16 protein-coding genes are annotated in these 15,573 nt (G+C 55.8%); 6 read left to right on the forward strand and 10 right to left on the reverse strand.

Annotated elements, in window-relative coordinates:
* Positions 1-35 precede the first annotated feature (35 nt).
* From OJ965_RS03810 to OJ965_RS03830, 5 genes are all read right to left on the reverse strand, one after another.
* A complete protein-coding gene (locus OJ965_RS03810; protein WP_265137852.1) occupies positions 36-1,139 on the reverse strand; it encodes an extracellular solute-binding protein in 1,104 nt (367 codons plus the stop codon).
* 31 nt (positions 1,140-1,170) lie between these two features.
* On the reverse strand, positions 1,171-2,007 hold the full coding sequence (locus OJ965_RS03815; protein WP_154929118.1) for an ABC transporter permease: 837 nt from the start codon (positions 2,005-2,007) through the stop codon (positions 1,171-1,173).
* The gene (locus OJ965_RS03820) at positions 2,007-2,873 is read right to left on the reverse strand and encodes an ABC transporter permease (RefSeq protein WP_154929117.1); all 867 of its coding nucleotides are present in this window, start codon (positions 2,871-2,873) and stop codon (positions 2,007-2,009) included. The genes OJ965_RS03815 and OJ965_RS03820 overlap by 1 nt, the downstream gene beginning before the upstream one ends.
* Positions 2,870-3,970, reverse strand: coding sequence for an ATP-binding cassette domain-containing protein (locus tag OJ965_RS03825; RefSeq protein ID WP_154929116.1), 1,101 nt, complete (start codon positions 3,968-3,970; stop codon positions 2,870-2,872). Before OJ965_RS03825 ends, OJ965_RS03820 begins: the two co-directional genes overlap by 4 nt.
* 282 nt (positions 3,971-4,252) lie before the next feature.
* On the reverse strand, positions 4,253-5,026 hold the full coding sequence (locus OJ965_RS03830; RefSeq protein ID WP_154929115.1) for an inositol monophosphatase family protein: 774 nt from the start codon (positions 5,024-5,026) through the stop codon (positions 4,253-4,255).
* Positions 5,027-5,325: 299 nt separating this feature from the next.
* On the opposite strand from OJ965_RS03830, the gene OJ965_RS03835 reads away from it, so the two are divergent.
* Positions 5,326-6,456 (forward strand): ROK family transcriptional regulator, encoded by a 1,131-nt coding sequence (locus OJ965_RS03835; RefSeq protein ID WP_154929114.1) that lies wholly within the window; start codon positions 5,326-5,328, stop codon positions 6,454-6,456.
* A gap of 63 nt (positions 6,457-6,519) precedes the next feature.
* On the opposite strand, the gene gorA is transcribed toward OJ965_RS03835, so the two are convergent.
* Positions 6,520-7,872, reverse strand: a complete 1,353-nt coding sequence (gorA, locus tag OJ965_RS03840) for a glutathione-disulfide reductase (RefSeq protein WP_009087879.1) — start codon at positions 7,870-7,872, stop codon at positions 6,520-6,522.
* Between the two features lie 127 nt (positions 7,873-7,999).
* Here gorA and rnz point away from each other — a divergent pair, with 127 nt between their 5' ends.
* Positions 8,000-8,911 carry a ribonuclease Z gene (rnz, locus tag OJ965_RS03845; protein WP_058956939.1) on the forward strand — a complete coding sequence of 304 codons (912 nt, stop codon included), beginning with the start codon at positions 8,000-8,002 and terminating at the stop codon, positions 8,909-8,911.
* Here the strand turns inward: rnz and OJ965_RS03850 are convergent.
* Together OJ965_RS03850 and OJ965_RS03855 are read right to left on the reverse strand one after the other, a co-directional pair.
* The gene (locus tag OJ965_RS03850) at positions 8,908-9,726 is read right to left on the reverse strand and encodes a CPBP family intramembrane glutamic endopeptidase (protein WP_154929113.1); all 819 of its coding nucleotides are present in this window, start codon (positions 9,724-9,726) and stop codon (positions 8,908-8,910) included. The genes rnz and OJ965_RS03850 overlap by 4 nt on opposite strands.
* A gap of 14 nt (positions 9,727-9,740) precedes the next feature.
* On the reverse strand, positions 9,741-10,583 hold the full coding sequence (locus OJ965_RS03855) for a 23S rRNA (adenine(2030)-N(6))-methyltransferase RlmJ (protein WP_009087873.1): 843 nt from the start codon (positions 10,581-10,583) through the stop codon (positions 9,741-9,743).
* Between the two features lie 112 nt (positions 10,584-10,695).
* Between OJ965_RS03855 and OJ965_RS03860 the strand changes: the two genes are divergently transcribed.
* From OJ965_RS03860 to rsmJ, 3 genes are read left to right on the forward strand one after another with little or no spacing between them, the layout of a single operon-like run.
* Complete coding sequence (locus OJ965_RS03860) at positions 10,696-10,878, forward strand: hypothetical protein (protein WP_058956941.1); 183 nt, start codon at positions 10,696-10,698, stop codon at positions 10,876-10,878.
* A gap of 11 nt (positions 10,879-10,889) precedes the next feature.
* Positions 10,890-12,932 (forward strand): oligopeptidase A, encoded by a 2,043-nt coding sequence (gene prlC / locus OJ965_RS03865; protein ID WP_009087870.1) that lies wholly within the window; start codon positions 10,890-10,892, stop codon positions 12,930-12,932.
* 8 nt (positions 12,933-12,940) lie between these two features.
* Positions 12,941-13,693, forward strand: a complete 753-nt coding sequence (rsmJ, locus tag OJ965_RS03870; protein ID WP_046100774.1) for a 16S rRNA (guanine(1516)-N(2))-methyltransferase RsmJ — start codon at positions 12,941-12,943, stop codon at positions 13,691-13,693.
* Positions 13,694-13,813: 120 nt separating this feature from the next.
* On the opposite strand, the gene OJ965_RS03875 is transcribed toward rsmJ, so the two are convergent.
* Both OJ965_RS03875 and uspA read right to left on the reverse strand, forming a co-directional pair.
* Complete coding sequence (locus OJ965_RS03875; protein WP_058956944.1) at positions 13,814-14,056, reverse strand: hypothetical protein; 243 nt, start codon at positions 14,054-14,056, stop codon at positions 13,814-13,816.
* Positions 14,057-14,361: 305 nt separating this feature from the next.
* Positions 14,362-14,799 (reverse strand): universal stress protein UspA, encoded by a 438-nt coding sequence (gene uspA, locus OJ965_RS03880; protein ID WP_009087866.1) that lies wholly within the window; start codon positions 14,797-14,799, stop codon positions 14,362-14,364.
* 413 nt (positions 14,800-15,212) lie between these two features.
* On the opposite strand from uspA, the gene uspB reads away from it, so the two are divergent.
* The gene (uspB, locus tag OJ965_RS03885; RefSeq protein ID WP_009087864.1) at positions 15,213-15,548 is read left to right on the forward strand and encodes a universal stress protein UspB; all 336 of its coding nucleotides are present in this window, start codon (positions 15,213-15,215) and stop codon (positions 15,546-15,548) included.
* Positions 15,549-15,573: the final 25 nt, after the last annotated feature.

Raw genomic sequence — 15,573 nt, forward strand, 5'->3', positions numbered from 1 at the left:
CTGGCTTTACCTTCTGTTAGGGTTTTATCGCAGGTCTACCTGAGTAAAACCTGGTTAGAGAATTCGGTTCTGACTTCATCACCCAGCGGTTTAGGCATGAACTGGGTGCCATGAACGCGCTCTTTGCTGTCGATCAGCCCGGCATCACGATTCACTTCTCTGTTCTGCGGCGTAATGCCATAAACCTGCTGGAACAGCCGCTGGGTAGTGGGCAGCGTCAGCCAGTGGATAAACAGCAACGCTGCCGCTTTATGGGGGGCATTTTGCGGTATCGCCACCATATTTCCGCCGCCGGGCATGCCGAAATCAGGGACATAGAGCCGGATGGTTTTCGGGACTTCACCGTGGTTTTCTAATCCCACCAGGTAATCTTCCCAGGCGGGAACCAGCAGGAATTCACCGCTGACCAGTCGGGTGACGCTGTCGGCGTTGGAGGCCGTAATGATGTAGTTGGGACGCTGCTGTCTGAACCAGTTCCAGGCGGGCTGCAGAGCCGTCAGGCTTTTTACATCCGCATCGCCTTTGGTGAAATCAAAACCCGGCACCTGCATGCGCGTCACCGATTCAATAAAGGCCGGGCCGGAACCGCCGTTTTCAACGTTGAAGCCAAATTCCTGAGGATGAGCCTGCAGGAAAGCCGTGAGCTGCGACAGGGTTCGCGGCAACTCACTTTCCTTAAGGCGGCGCGAATCGTAGGCCAGACCGGTCTGGTTGCCCCAGAATGCCACGCCATAGCCTTTACTGTCCGTTCCCTCAATGGTGTAGTTCAGGGTTTTGCCTTCCGGCAGCAGTCTGTTAATCGGGCCAAAAAAGGTCTGCTCAGGCGAGACGGTTCCGAATGCGCCCCCGCCAATCGAAAACAGATCGATATCGCCCGTTTCCCGTCCGCGGTCAGCCATGAGCTTATTAATGTTGCCCTGAAGTGTGCCTTCAGACAGGGTAACGTTAATGCCGTACTGTTTTTCAAACAGGCTGACCTGCTCTTTTAACCGATCCTGGTAATACCATTGATACCAGGTCAGTTTCCCCTCCTTTTTCGCCTGTCCGACAATCTGTTCCCAGTTCATTGTGTTTAAATCCTGAGCCTGGCTACAGAAAGCCCCGGCCAGCAATAATATTGCAGCAGCGAGTCTGAACATATTTTTCCCCAATAACGCGTATTAAAGAGTGTCAGCCTTTTCCCGCAAAGGAGGCGACAGGATTTTTTGTCAGTAATTTTTCTGCAATCAACATTAAAATGACATTCGGTACAACCAGCATTAAAGAAATGACCGCCGCATTGGGTCGGATAAAGTTATAACCCAGATAAGAATAGAGAATGGCAGGGACGGTAATAAAATCGGGTGAGCCCACAATAAAACTTATGGCGAACTCTTCTATGGATAACGTAAAGACAATAATTAATGCGGCAAATATTCCCGGTCTGAGGGTGGGCAGGCAGGCCACTAAAAACCGGTTCATCGCCGAAGCGCCCATATCTCGTGCCGCATCGAGCGTGTCCTGGCGTATCTGCGAAAACGACAGGGTCAGAATGCGCACGGCATAAGGCATCAGGATAATCATATGCCCCAGTAAAATGCCGCCAAACCGGCTGTGAATGCCCACCACGTTGAGCAACATGGAAAAAAACAGCGCGACGACAAAGCCCGGAACGATAAGCGGCAATAAGATCGCATTCTGTAAAAGGTGTTTGCCCGTAAACGACATTCTGCCAAACGCCCACGCGGCAGGCAGAGACAACATCAGCGTGCAGACGGAGACGGCTGCCGCCAGTAAATAGCTGTTCCTGAGCGCCTGCGGTAATGCGGTCGTGGTCCATACCTCCACCCAGCGTCCCAGTGAGAGAACCGGCGGCAGGGCATCTGGCCATGCCCACGGATGGGTTTTATCGACCAGTGACCACAGCACGGTCAGCATAAAGGGAATAACCAGCCACAGCATAAACAGGGCGGTGATAAGGGTCATCATGACGATACGCAGCGGGGATAAGGTCTCTCTGGCTCTCATTATCTCTGTTCTCCGGCTTGTTGCAGCCACTTCGCCAGGGCGGCAAGCACGACTGCACCGACAAAAGCGGCCAGCATTAAAATCACCGCGACAACGGCCGCAAGATTCCAGCCCTGTGCGCTGATTTCAGGGAAGCGCAGCATGTATTGCGAAAGAGAGAACACGCTGGTTGGCCCCGCAACGACCTGGAAGGAAAAGTCACCCAGGGCGCCGATGAAGATCAGCACCAGCGATACCTGAACGGATCTGACAGATAAGGGCAGGATGATCTGTAACAACCGGGCACGCTTGCCGGCACCTAAATCCCGCGCGGCATTGAAAATTTCATCGCCAATCGCGCGCAGGCTGCCGGTCATGATCAGCAGCGCATAGGGAAGCTGTTTCCAGACCTGCAAAATAATCACGCCAATGCCCCAGCGGTCATTCTGCATTCTGATGGGGTGAGAGAGGATCCCCAGCCGGACCAGGCCCAGGTTAATAAAGCCCTGCCAGGAAATCAGGTTGATAAACAGCAGCGCAGCCACCAGCCCGTGTACCATCAGCGGGGCTTTGAGTAAGCCGCTCATCAGCATTGAGCCGGGGAAAGGCTTTCTCAGCCAGAGTGCCAGCGGAAGCGCCAGGGCAACGGACAGCACCGCACTGATCACGCCGATTCTGAGCGAGTAGCCTGTCGCGCGCCACAGCTGGTTGTCATTCAGAATGGTTTGCCAGTAGTGAAGCGTAAAGCGCGCCGGGGCGCCAAAATTAAACAGGCCAACGGATTGCGCCAGTGCCATGATCACAATCAGCATCAGCGTGATGACGACCGGCGCGACCGCAGGCAGAACCAGCAACCAGCAGAGCCTGTTCCGGGTGCGCGTTTTCATGAATAGCTTTCCCGTAAAAAGCGGATCTTGTCTGGCGGAAGAGAGAAATTAACGTTGTCCCCTTCGCGGATGGCGCTTTTACCGACCAGCTGGATGCACCACTGATATTCCGTTTCTTCATGGCCCAGCGGATGAACCTGGAGTTCAGAAAGGTTGCCCAGAAAACTCACCGCGCCGATTTCAAAGGCCCGCGTATTTTTTCCGGCACGCTGTTCGCTGAGTACGGCATCCTCAGGGCGCCAGAAGGTATAGACCTCGTCCGATACGGGCGGCGCAGGGCTATGGACTTCCATTTCGCCCAGTACGCACGCAATGCGATAAATACCGGTGCTGCTGTCGCTCTCCAGTACGCGGGCTTTCATGACGTTAGCCTGACCGACGAAACCGGCGACAAAGCGGTTTACCGGGGAATAGTAGATCTCATCCGGCGTTCCGGTTTGCTCAATCTTTCCGGCATTCATGACCACCACAATGTCAGACATCGACAGGGCTTCTGCACGGTCGTGGGTAACATAAATGGCGGTAAACCCGTGGACGCGCTGAAGCTGTCTGATCTCCAGTCGTACCTTGTCGCGTAATCTGGCATCCAGATTTGACAGCGGCTCATCAAACAACACGATTTCCGGACGCACGGCCAGCGCTCTGGCCAGCGCGACACGCTGCTGCTGGCCGCCGGATAACTGCGCTGGCAGTTTAGACAAATGCGCATTCAGCGAAACCTGCGCGGCGGTCTGCGCGACGCGAACGTGAATGTCTGTTTTTTCCATCTTCCGTTGCCTGAGGCCGAACCCGATATTTTCAGCAACGGAGAGGTGAGGAAACAGCGCATAGGACTGGAAGCACATCGCCGTATCGCGATGTTCAGGTTTGACATGATGCATGTCCTGCTGGTGGATCAGGACGTTGCCACTATCAAGCGTGTAGAAGCCGGCAATAACTTTAAGCAGCGTGGTTTTGCCACAGCCAGAGGGGCCAAGCAGGGAAACAAATTGCCCTTTTCTGGCCTGCAGGGAAATGCCGTTCAGCGCGACAAAATCGTCGAACGTCAGCATGGCATTGTGAATTTCTAGCGTGTTCACGTTGAGCGGCTCCGTCATAGAGTGCCAGGGACTTTTTAATTAATGCGAGGCGCATAATAATTTGGCGTATCGGAGTTAAGCAATTTCAGGCAGGTTAAGAATTTATTAACTTTTTAAAACCTATATATAACAGTTGAGTGGGCGTTTACTTGAGAGTCATACGTTTAACACGCTAACCATTTTCATGCATTGTAATTAATATTCGGGATAGAGGGCCGGGTGAACATGCATAGCGGGCAGGACAGCGGGGAAAGGCTGTCCTGAAATGCCGTGATGAGGTAAGCCGGCGGCAATGCGTGGTCAGGCGGGCGTAAAACGCGGGTAAGGGATAAACCGGGCGGAAAGGCGATTCATTTCGGCCGTCCCGACACTAACATGTGTTCTGCTCTTTTCCTGTGAACCGGCAAGATGTGCATCCAGTCCCGCGGCCTTACAGAGCGCATAACCCGCAGAAACGTCCCACATGCTGCTAAAACATTCCTGATAACCGTCGACGTAACCCAGCACGCTAAAGCTTAAACCTGCGGTGGTACAGCGATAGCGCACCACATTCCAGCCGTCGTCCCGATACGCCTTTTCAATACAGAGCTGATGGGTGAAATCCCATGATGGACTGTCGCCAATCGCCACGGTTTTCAGCGCTTCAGCGACCACAGGACGTTGAAAGGGCTCGCCATTCAGATAAAGCCCTGTCTCCTTGCCGCCGCTCAGCATGAGGTTTAAAACCGGATGGACGATCACGCCCATCACCGGCTCGCCATCGATCACATAGCCAACAGAAATCCCCCACAGGGATGAGCCGCGCAGGAAGTGACTCGTACCATCAATCGGATCAACAGACCAGTAGCTGGCGCTGGGCTCACCACCATGCTTTTCCCCGATAACTGATTCCTGTGGGAAGTGATGTTCCAGGCGCTGCCGAATCAGATTTTCCACTTCCCGATCGGCTTCACTGAAGAGATCCTGCGGCCTTTTTTCGCCGATCTCTGACTCTTTTAGCCGTCTGAAATAGTCCAGAGCCAAAAGCGAGGCCTCCTGCGCGATGCGTTCAGCAACCTTTAAGCGCGTTTCCATTGTTCACCTGATGCACAAAAAAAGTGTGTAAATGAAGGCAGAGCCCTGTGCACGGTGAAAGTGCCAGTCCGTACATAAGGCACGTTTTTAATATCATGCTCATTGCATGATATTGGAGTCTCCCCTCGTAATGTTTCACTATTATGACGCTTTTATGATCGTGTAAGGCAGGGCAGCAGAAGCTGAATATTGGCACATTTAACGAAAACGCAAAGGCAGGGTCTTTAACTATTCGCTATGCATAAAAGCATGCTAGGTTGTTAACAGAAGGCATTATTAAACAGGGTGAGGAGAACGCTGTGGTTTATGGATATTCCGCTGGTCATGAAGTCGAACTTAACCGCAGTGAAAAACTCATTCTTGAGCTTGTCCGCCGCAACGATGGCATTTCCCGCTCCTCGCTGGTTTCGCAAACCATTCTGAACCAGTCATCTGTTCACCGCATTGTTGATACGCTGACCGAAAACGGCTTTCTCAGCCTGGGGGAATCGCCCTCCCAGGGAAGAGGCAAGCCCAGCCCGTCGTTATCCCTCAATGCGAACGCGCGTTATGGTTACGGTATCTCGATTAACTCAGACAGCGTGGCCGCCAGCCTGATTAATTTCCGGGGCGGCATTACAGAATACTGCGTACTGGATACGCACCCGCGCGATCCTGCCCGGACCTTACTGAATATCAGACATCACTATCTGGATACCTTAAAACAATATGGTATTTCGCCAGAAAAAGTCTGTGGGGTGGGATACAGCATGGCGGGCTTTCTTTATGAATCACGAAAGTATTTTAATCCGCCTGAACCTTTAAAAGCGTGGATGGGCATCGATCTGCATCGTGAAATTACCATGTTATTTGATCGACCGGTATGGATTGAAAATAACGCCACAACGGCGGCGCACGCTGAAGCCTTTTTAGGCGCCGGGCTGAAATACGATACGTTTGGCTATCTCTCTTTTAATTATGGTTTTGGCGGTGGCATCGTGATTAACGGCAAACCGTTCCAGGGGGCATTCGGGAATGCGGGGGAGATCAGCCGTATTTTTACGCCGGAAGAGGGCAAGCTACGCCCGGCCCTCGGGATCCTGATCGATCGGTTACGTGATGGCGGTATTGAAATCAAAGATATACGCGATCTCAATCATAAATTCGATCCGGCCTGGCCGATTGCGCAACAGTGGGTAGAAGACGTAACGCCAAATCTGCATCGGGCAATGGATGCCATGAATGCGGTGATCGATCCCGGCGCCATCATATTAGGGGGTGAAATTCCCCGTCAGCTGGGGGAGATGTTTTTAGCTATGCCGCGCACGAGCTCGGGTGAACGCTGGGGCATTTCTGCGGAATATCCGGATATTCTGCTCAGCGCCATTGAGGGGGACAGCTCGGCAATGGGTGCGGCATTAACGCCGTTGCGGGAAACCTATTTTAATTAAAGCCGTTACCCGCAGAGCAACGTGTCAGCGGGTAACGGTCAGTCATGCGCAGGGGGGAGGTGGCTAGCGCATGGTCACAAACTCTTCCGCTGCGGTCGGGTGGATCGCCACGGTGTTGTCGAAGTCTTTCTTCGTCGCACCCATTTTCAGCGCCACGGCGAAGCCCTGCAGCATCTCATCCATGCCGAATCCGATACCGTGAATCCCGACAATCTTCTCATCGGCACCCACACAGACCAGCTTCATGCGGCACGGCTGACGATGCTGCGTCACGGCGGTGTACATCGCCGTAAACGACGATTTGTAGACCTTCACCTGATCGTCGCCATACTGTTCACGCGCCTGCGGCTCTGTCAGACCGACGGTGCCAATCGGCGGATGGCTGAACACCACGGTCGGGACATTGCTGTAATCGAGATGCTCGTCCGGCTTGTTGTTAAACAGGCGCTCAGAGAGGCGACGGCCCGCGGCCACCGCTACCGGGGTCAGTTCAACCGCACCGGTGTTATCGCCTACGGCGTAAACGCCTGACACATTGGTGTTCTGGAACTTATCGACGCGGATGTAGCCTTTCTCATCCAGCGCCACGCCCGCGGCCTGAATATTGAGATTGTCCGTTTCAGGCTCACGGCCAATCGCCCAGACCAGGCAGTCCACGGTGTAGTCGCTGCCGTTTTCCAGCTGCAGCGTCAGGCTGCCATCTTCGTTTTTAATCACGGCTTTCGGAACGGCTTCGGTATGCAGCATCGGCCCTTCGCTGTTCATCACTTCTACCAGCGTCTCGCTGAGCAGGGGATCAAAGCTGCGCAGCGGCGCGTGTTTACGCACGAACAGATGGGTTTCCGATCCCAGCGCGTTCACCACACCGGCCAGCTCCACCGCGATGTAGCCCGCACCGATCACCGCGGTGCGCTTTGGCAGGGCGTCCAGCTCGAAGAAGCCGTCAGAATCAATACCGTACTCCGCACCCGGAATCGAAGGGTGAACCGGGCGGCCGCCCGTGGCGATCAGAATATGGCTGGCTGTGATAATCTCGCCGTTGACTTCCACGCTGTGCGCATCGACAAACCGGGCAAAGCCTTTGATCACTTCGACTTTGTTTTTACCCAGCACGTTGTCATAGGAGTTGTGGATACGATCGATATAGGCGCTGCGGTTTTTGACCAGCGTGGCCCAGTCGAAACGATTCACGGTGGTGTCGAAGCCATAATCCGGCCCGTACAGATGGATAGCTTCGGCGATTTGCGCGGCGTGCCACATGATTTTCTTCGGCACACAACCTACGTTCACGCAGGTGCCGCCCAGCTCTTTGGCTTCAATCAGGGCACATTTCTGGCCATACATGGCCGCACGGTTAATTGAAGCGATGCCGCCGCTGCCGCCGCCAATGGCGAGATAGTCGAAATGTCGGGTCATTGAAGTATCCATCCGGTTGCATAAAAATTTGGGGTTGAGTGTAACGCTGTCGGTCGAAATGACGCAAAGATTGCGCCTATGATTGTAATAGGGTTCTGTTTTTTCATCGCTTTCAGGGAAGCATACCATGCACCTTACTTTTCTCGGCACCGGCGGCGGTGCGCCCAGCCTGCAACGCAACGTCACCGCCATCGCCTTCACCCGCGCACTGAGCGGGGAAACCTGGCTGTTCGACTGCGGCGAGGGCACGCAGTTACAGTTTATGCGCTCCAGCCTGAAACCGGGCAAGCTGGATAAGATTTTTATCACCCATCTGCATGGCGACCATATTTTTGGTCTGCCGGGGCTGCTCACCAGCCGCTCAATGGCCGGGTTAACCACCCCGATGACGGTCTATGGCCCGAAAGGCTTAAAGACCTTTGTTGAAACGGCGCTGGCGATCAGCGGCTCCTACACCGACTATCCGCTGAACATTGTTGAGATTGAGGCGGGCTGGACGCTGGATGATGGCGAGTTCCGGATCAGTGCCTGGCCGCTGAACCATCCGGTTGCGTGTTTTGGTTATCGCATTGAGCAGCACGACAAACCCGGCCTGCTCGATGCCGCGCGGCTGAAAGCGGAAGGGGTTCCGCGCGGGCCATGGTTTCAGCAGCTGAAACAGGGGGAATGCGTGACGCTGGAAGATGGGCGGGTGGTCAATGGCGCGGATTATCTCGGCCCGTCGACGCCGGGCAAAAAGCTGGCCATCTTTGGCGATACGGCGCCGACCGATGTCGCGTTGCAGCTGGCGGCGGATGTTGACCTGATGGTGCATGAAACCACGCTGGAGGCGGCGATGGAGGAGAAAGCCAACGGACGCGGACACTCTACCACCCTGCAGGCAGCCGACGTGGCAAAGCGCGCCGGAGCCAAACGGCTGATCGCCACTCACTTCAGCTCCCGCTATCTGGCAAAGGATATGAGCCGCCTGCTGGCCGAGTGCCAGACGATTTTCCCTCGCACCGAGCTGGCGAGCGACCTGGCAGTCTTCACCGTCTAGTGTTGCAGCGCGGGATAGGTAAACAGCAGCAGATGGGTAAGGTTCAGGGCAAAGTGCAGGAGGGTCGCCAGCCATAAGCGGCCGCTCCAGTGCCACGCCAGGCCGTACAATCCTCCCGCCAGGGTGGCAAAAATCACCAGCAGCACGCCGCCGGGGGCGTGCACCAGCCCGAACAGCAGCGCGCTTAGCAGCAGCGCGGGCATCCCCCCCAGCGCCTCTCTCAGCCGCTGTTGCAGATAACCCCGGAACAGCGCCTCTTCGGCCAGCGAAACAAAGAAGAGATTCGCCAGCACAAACGCCCCCAGCCACGGCGGAAAGTGGGGCTCAATCGCCAGGCCGCCCGGCAGCACGGCGCTACCGAGCAGCAGCGGAACCGCGGCGATTAACGCCAGCGCACTGAGCCAGCGAAAGCGCGGCGGGTGGGCAGGGGCGCGGAAGAGGGTGGGCAGCGCGGCCAGCAGCACAAAGGGAACCAGGGCTTTATCGAAGTTAAAGGAAAAACTGAAAGGCACGCTCTGCGCGCCAGCACGCACCTCATCAACCTGGCGGGGATTAGCAAAGCCGGGAAAGAGATGCAGAAATAACCCCATGGCAATCACAACCAGCAGGGCTTCGCTGAGGCGGTGCCGCCGGGAAGGGGCCGTATGCCAGAGACGCAGCGCGACCAGCACCCCGGTGCCGGCCAGCAACGGCAGCACCGGCCACGTCAGAACATGCTGATAGAACCCCACTCCGACGGCGAACGCTAACAGCAGGAGAGCCAGCCGTCGGGCGGGTTGCAGCGCGGCCAGCGCACCGGCCAGCAGGAGCCACATCAGGCCGGACGCACTTATTCAGGCACGATCTGGTTCACGACCGCGTGGCCGGTTCCGGCGGGCACCAGCTTCTGATGCAGCCACGGCAGCAGGGTTTCCATCTGTTGCGCCAGCTTCCACGGCGGGTTAATCACGATCATGCCGGAAGCGGTCATGCCGCGCTGATCGCTGTCAGGACGGGTCGCCAGTTCAATCTGCAGGATATTGCGGATACCGGTGGCTTCCAGATCGCGTAGCATGTGTTTAATTTGCTGACGTAACACCACCGGATACCACAGCGCAAAAACACCAGTGCTGAAACGCTTATGGCCTTCCTGAATGCCTTTCACCACCGCCTGATAATCGCTTTTCATCTCGTACGGCGGGTCGATCAGCACCAGACCACGACGCGACAGCGGGGGCAGCTTCGCTTTCAGCTGCTGATAGCCGTCGGCACGATCGACGCGCGCGCGCTTATCTTTGCTGAACTCGTTACGCAGCAGCGGGTAGTCGCTGGAGTGCAGTTCCGTAAGCTGCAGTTTGTCATCTTCACGCAGCAGGTGACGGGCAATCAGCGGCGAGCCGGGATAGTAGCGCAGCGTGCCACTGCGGTTCAGCGCAGCAATCGCATCAAAGTAGGGTTGCAGCAGTTCAGGCGCATCGGGCTGCTGCCAGATGCGGGAGATGCCTTCCAGATATTCGCCGGTGCGCTCGGCGTGTTCACCGCTGAGCTGATAGCGGCCCGCGCCTGCGTGAGTATCCAGGTAGAAGAACGGTTTCTCTTTCTCTTTCAGCGCCGTAATGATCAGACTCAGCACGGTGTGCTTCAGTACGTCGGCGTGGTTGCCAGCATGGAAGCTATGGCGATAACTCAGCATTGTTTATCCTGTTGAATGTATAAGGTTTTAATCGATGGGAAATCAATTTGTACCAATTATTACCTCACGTATTACCCACAGAACGACGCACAGCACCCGACGCAGGAAAAGCATGAGAATCCGCGATTATATCAGGGATGGGCGGGCGATGTGCCAGAAGCGTGACAACAAATCGGGGCGCGCGATCCGGCGGTTTCTTCCTCACCTCATCCTGCCTGCCATTGATTTTCGCTACACTAAGCCGCATGTTATTGAGATTGCGTTGCGCGACCCGCTGCGCCCCATACATCCATAAAGGACTGCGCTATGACCAATCCGCTACTGACATCTTTTACGCTTCCCCCTTTTTCTGCCATCCAGCCTGAACATGTGGTGCCTGCCGTGACTGAAGTGCTCAGTCAGTGTCGCGCAGAAGTTGAAAAGGTCGTGGCGCACGGCGCGCCTTACACCTGGGATAACCTGGTTCAGCCGCTGGCTGAAACGGATGACCGCCTGAGCCGTATCTTCTCGCCGGTCAGCCATCTCAATGCCGTGAAGAACAGCCCGGAGCTGCGCGAAGCCTATGAGCAGACGCTGCCGCTGCTGTCGGAGTACAGCACCTGGGTGGGTCAGCATGAGGGACTGTATCAGGCGTATCGCGACCTGAAAGAGGGCGATCAATACGCGACCCTGGATCTGGCGCAGAAGAAAGCGGTAGATAACGCCCTGCGCGATTTTGAGCTTTCCGGTATCGGTCTGCCGAAAGAGAAGCAGCAGCGCTATGGCGAAATCGCCGCACGTCTCTCCGAGCTGGGCTCGGCGTACAGCAACAACGTGCTGGATGCCACCATGGGCTGGAGCAAACTGATCACCGACGAAAATGAGCTGGCCGGTATGCCAGAAAGTGCGCTGGCGGCGGCGAAAGCGCAGGCCGAAGCCAAAGAGCAGGAGGGCTGGCTGCTGACGCTGGATATCCCAAGCTATCTGCCGGTGATGACTTACTGCGATAACGCGGCGCTGCGTGAAGAGATGTATCGCGCCTATGCGACACGCGCCTCCGATCAGGGGCCAAACGCCGGGAAATGGGATAACGGCCCGATCATGGCGGAAGAGCTGGCGCTGCGTCACGAGCTGGCACAGCTGCTGGGCTTTGACTCTTACGCCGACAAATCGCTGGCGACCAAAATGGCCCAGAGCCCGTCTCAGGTGATCGACTTCCTGAATGACCTGGCCGAACGCGCCCGTCCGCAGGGGGAAAAAGAGCTGGAGCAGCTGCGCGCCTTCGCGAAAAAAGAGCATGGCGTTGAAGAGCTGAATCCGTGGGATCTCACCTATTACGGGGAAAAGCAGAAGCAGCATCTCTATACCATCAGCGATGAGCAGCTGCGCCCATACTTCCCGGAAGCGCGTGCGGTCGCTGGCCTGTTTGAAGTGGTCAAACGCATCTACGGCATCAGTGCGAAGCAGCGTAACGACGTTGAGGTCTATCATCCTGACGTGAAGTTCTACGATCTGTTCGATGAAACCGGCGAACTGCGCGGCAGCTTCTATCTCGACCTCTATGCCCGCGAACACAAACGTGGCGGCGCCTGGATGGATGACTGCGTGGGTCAGATGCGTAAAGCCGATGGCACCCTGCAGAAGCCGGTCGCCTATCTGACCTGTAACTTTAACCGTCCGGTGAAGGGGAAACCTGCGCTCTTCACCCATGACGAAGTGATTACCCTGTTCCATGAGTTCGGTCACGGTCTGCACCACATGCTGACCCGCATCGAAGCGCCTGGTGTTTCCGGTATCAGCGGTGTGCCATGGGATGCGGTCGAACTGCCAAGCCAGTTTATGGAAAACTGGTGCTGGGAGCCGGATGCGCTGGCGTTTATCTCCGGACACTATGAGACCGGCGAACCGCTGCCGAAAGCCCTGCTGGATAAAATGCTGGCCGCGAAGAACTATCAGGCCGCGCTGTTTATCCTGCGTCAGCTGGAGTTCGGCCTGTTCGATTTCCGTCTGCATACCGAGTTCAACCCGGAAAAAGGCGCGCAGATTCTGGAAACCCTGCGTGAAGTGAAAAGCCGCGTGGCGGTGGTGCCTGGTCCGGAATGGGGCCGTTTCCCGCACGCCTTCAGCCACATTTTTGCGGGCGGCTATGCGGCAGGTTACTACAGCTATCTGTGGGCGGACGTGCTGGCGGCGGATGCCTATTCCCGTTTTGAAGAGGAAGGGATCTTCAACCGCGAAACCGGCCAGTCGTTCCTGGATAACATCCTGACGCGCGGCGGTTCGGAAGAGCCAATGGAGCTGTTTAAGCGCTTCCGTGGCCGTGAGCCGCAGCTCGATGCGATGCTGGAACATTACGGCATTCAGGGATAAGTCGGTTCGTGAAAATCTGTTTGCTCGATGAATCAGGCGCCGGAGACGGCGCCTTGTCACGTTTAGCGCAGCGCTGGCAGCTGGAGCAGGATGACACCGCGCTGCTGGCGCTGGTGCAGACCGCGACCCACCTTGAACTGCGTAAGCGGGATGAGCCAAAGCTGGGCGGTATATTTGTTGATTTCGTCACCGGCGCCATGGCCCATCGCCGTCGTTTCGGCGGAGGACGCGGTGAAGCCGTCGCCAAAGCGGTCGGCATCAAAGGCAGTTATCTGCCGGATGTGGTCGATGCGACCGCCGGTCTGGGACGCGATGCGTTTGTGCTGGCGGCGCTGGGCTGCCGGGTACGGATGCTGGAGCGCCATCCGGTGGTGGCAGCACTGCTGGAAGATGGTCTGCAGCGTGGCTATCAGGATGCGGAAATCGGTCCCTGGCTGCGCGAGCGGCTGACGCTGATTCATGCGGCCAGTGCCCAGGCACTGGGTGATATCACGCCACCGCCTGACGTCGTTTATCTCGATCCGATGTATCCCCATCGCCAGAAAAGTGCGCTGGTGAAAAAGGAGATGCGGGTCTTTCAGTCGCTGGTGGGGCCGGATGAGGATGCGGATGCGTTACTGGAGCCTGCCCGCCGGCTGGCCAGAAAACGCATTGTGGTAAAACGGCCAGACTATGCGCCGCCGCTGGCGGGTGTGGTGACGCAGGCCGCCGTGGTGACTAAAAGCCATCGCTTTGATATTTATCCTCCGCTCAGCGAATAACGTATGTCAGCGCGAGTGGCTATTTCGTTTTCTGTTTTTGCTTAAAGAGCATGCCTGATAACGTTTCAGGCATGCTTCAGCCTCTCCTGTTTGCGCAATCGTACAAACAGGGTAAATAAATCAGGCCGATATTGTCGTCAGGAAGCCGGAAAAGGCGGTCAGAAAGCTTTTGGCCACATTCAGGCCGAGGGCTCTGAAGGTCAGACTCAGTCGCTCTCCGAATGTGGTGCTTTCCTTCAGCGACGTCAGGGTGCTGTCCAGTAAGCCCGAAACGTCCGTCAGTGCGCTGTTCACGTCACCCAGAAATTCAGGCAGGCCAGCACCGCTTACCGCCGCAATTTCTTTCTCGTTAATTTCTCTCATTGTTAATGTCCTTATTGATTAAATAGATCAGCTTATCTTTTTCCTGCTCTCTCTGATGTAAACAGATCGGAGAGCAGGCGAAAGATAGCGAATGGGAAAAAGGTTGCCCATAGTAAAATTGTGATAAACAGCGCACTGCGCGAAATAAAACGATTCGCATTAGCGAATCAACGATTCATTAATGTAACGCCGGTTTTAATATGATGTTCAGATAAGCGAAATGAAGCGGATAAATGCGGGGGCCGGGCCGAACCTGAAAGAGACGACAGAGAAAAGCCGGCTGACGCCGGCTTTCAGAAAAGGATTTATTCGTCGTCGGCATCGCGCAGCGGCACAATCAGCATATCGATATGCACCGTGTTAATCAGCTGACGGGCCGAAGACATCAGCTTGCTCCAGAAATCCTGATGATGACCGCAGACCACCAGGTCAACGTCATACTTCTTAATGGCATCGACCAGAACCTGACCCAGGTCGCCGCTGCCGCTCAGGGTTTCACTGATCGGATAACCGGCCGCCTCTGATAATCCTTTCAGGGCGGTGTGCGTCTCTTCCGAGATACGCTTCTGCATATCCCCCAGGTTAACGTCGATCAGACCGGTGTAAAGGTCGGAGTAGTTCACGTCGACGTGAATCAGGGAAATGCGGGCATCGTACGGGCGAGCCAGCGAAACGGCCTTATCCACCAGTAACTGACTTTCGGGGGAAAGGTCTACTGCAATCAGGATATGTTTATAAGCCATGATAAAACTCCTTTCGCGAGATTAAGGATGGCATCCGGTGTTCCTGCCGCGTCACAGCTGAGCGAAATCCCTTGCGCGAGCGGGCGATGAGCGCCACCAAAGTGTCTGCCTGCGTTGCAGGTGATGTAGTTATGCCCTGAGTATAGTCTTCTCTCACCGTAAATGCTGTGGTTGCCGTCTGGCTTGTGAATAAGATCAAGGCTGTGCCGGATTTACTCGCGCTGAACGAAAATCATCGTTGGAAAAAACGTAAAGATTTCTCCTACACTGAAAAAAGGCGGTCCGATTCGCAACCGCTCAGGGGGTCGAAAACTTTCGCAGTCCGGTGATTCAGTGGCTGGTGATGACGGCAGGTTTGCTCAGGGATTTATCGCTGGGTCAGCGACTGCGCCGCCAGTCGGGAGGGGGAGAATATGATCAGCACGGTTGCGCTTTTCTGGGCGCTTTGTGTGGTATGCATCGTGAATATGGCGCGCTATTTTTCATCTCTGCGCGCACTGCTGGCGGTATTACGGGGGTGCGATCCACTGCTCTATCAGTATGTCGACGGCGCGGGCTTTTTTACCTCTCACGGTCAGCCGAGCAAGCAGGTGAGGCTGGTAACCTATATCTGGGCTAAGCGCTATCTCGACCATCATGACGATGAGTTTATCCGGCGCTGCGAGCGGGTGCGTGGGCAGTTTATTCTGACCAGCGCGCTGTGCGGACTGGTCATTATCAGCCTGGTGGCGCTGGCGATCTGGCATTAAAAAAGGGCGACCGGAGCCGCCCTTT

It is taken from the genome of Pantoea anthophila (assembly GCF_026104315.1).
GTDB classification, from domain to species: domain Bacteria; phylum Pseudomonadota; class Gammaproteobacteria; order Enterobacterales; family Enterobacteriaceae; genus Pantoea; species Pantoea anthophila.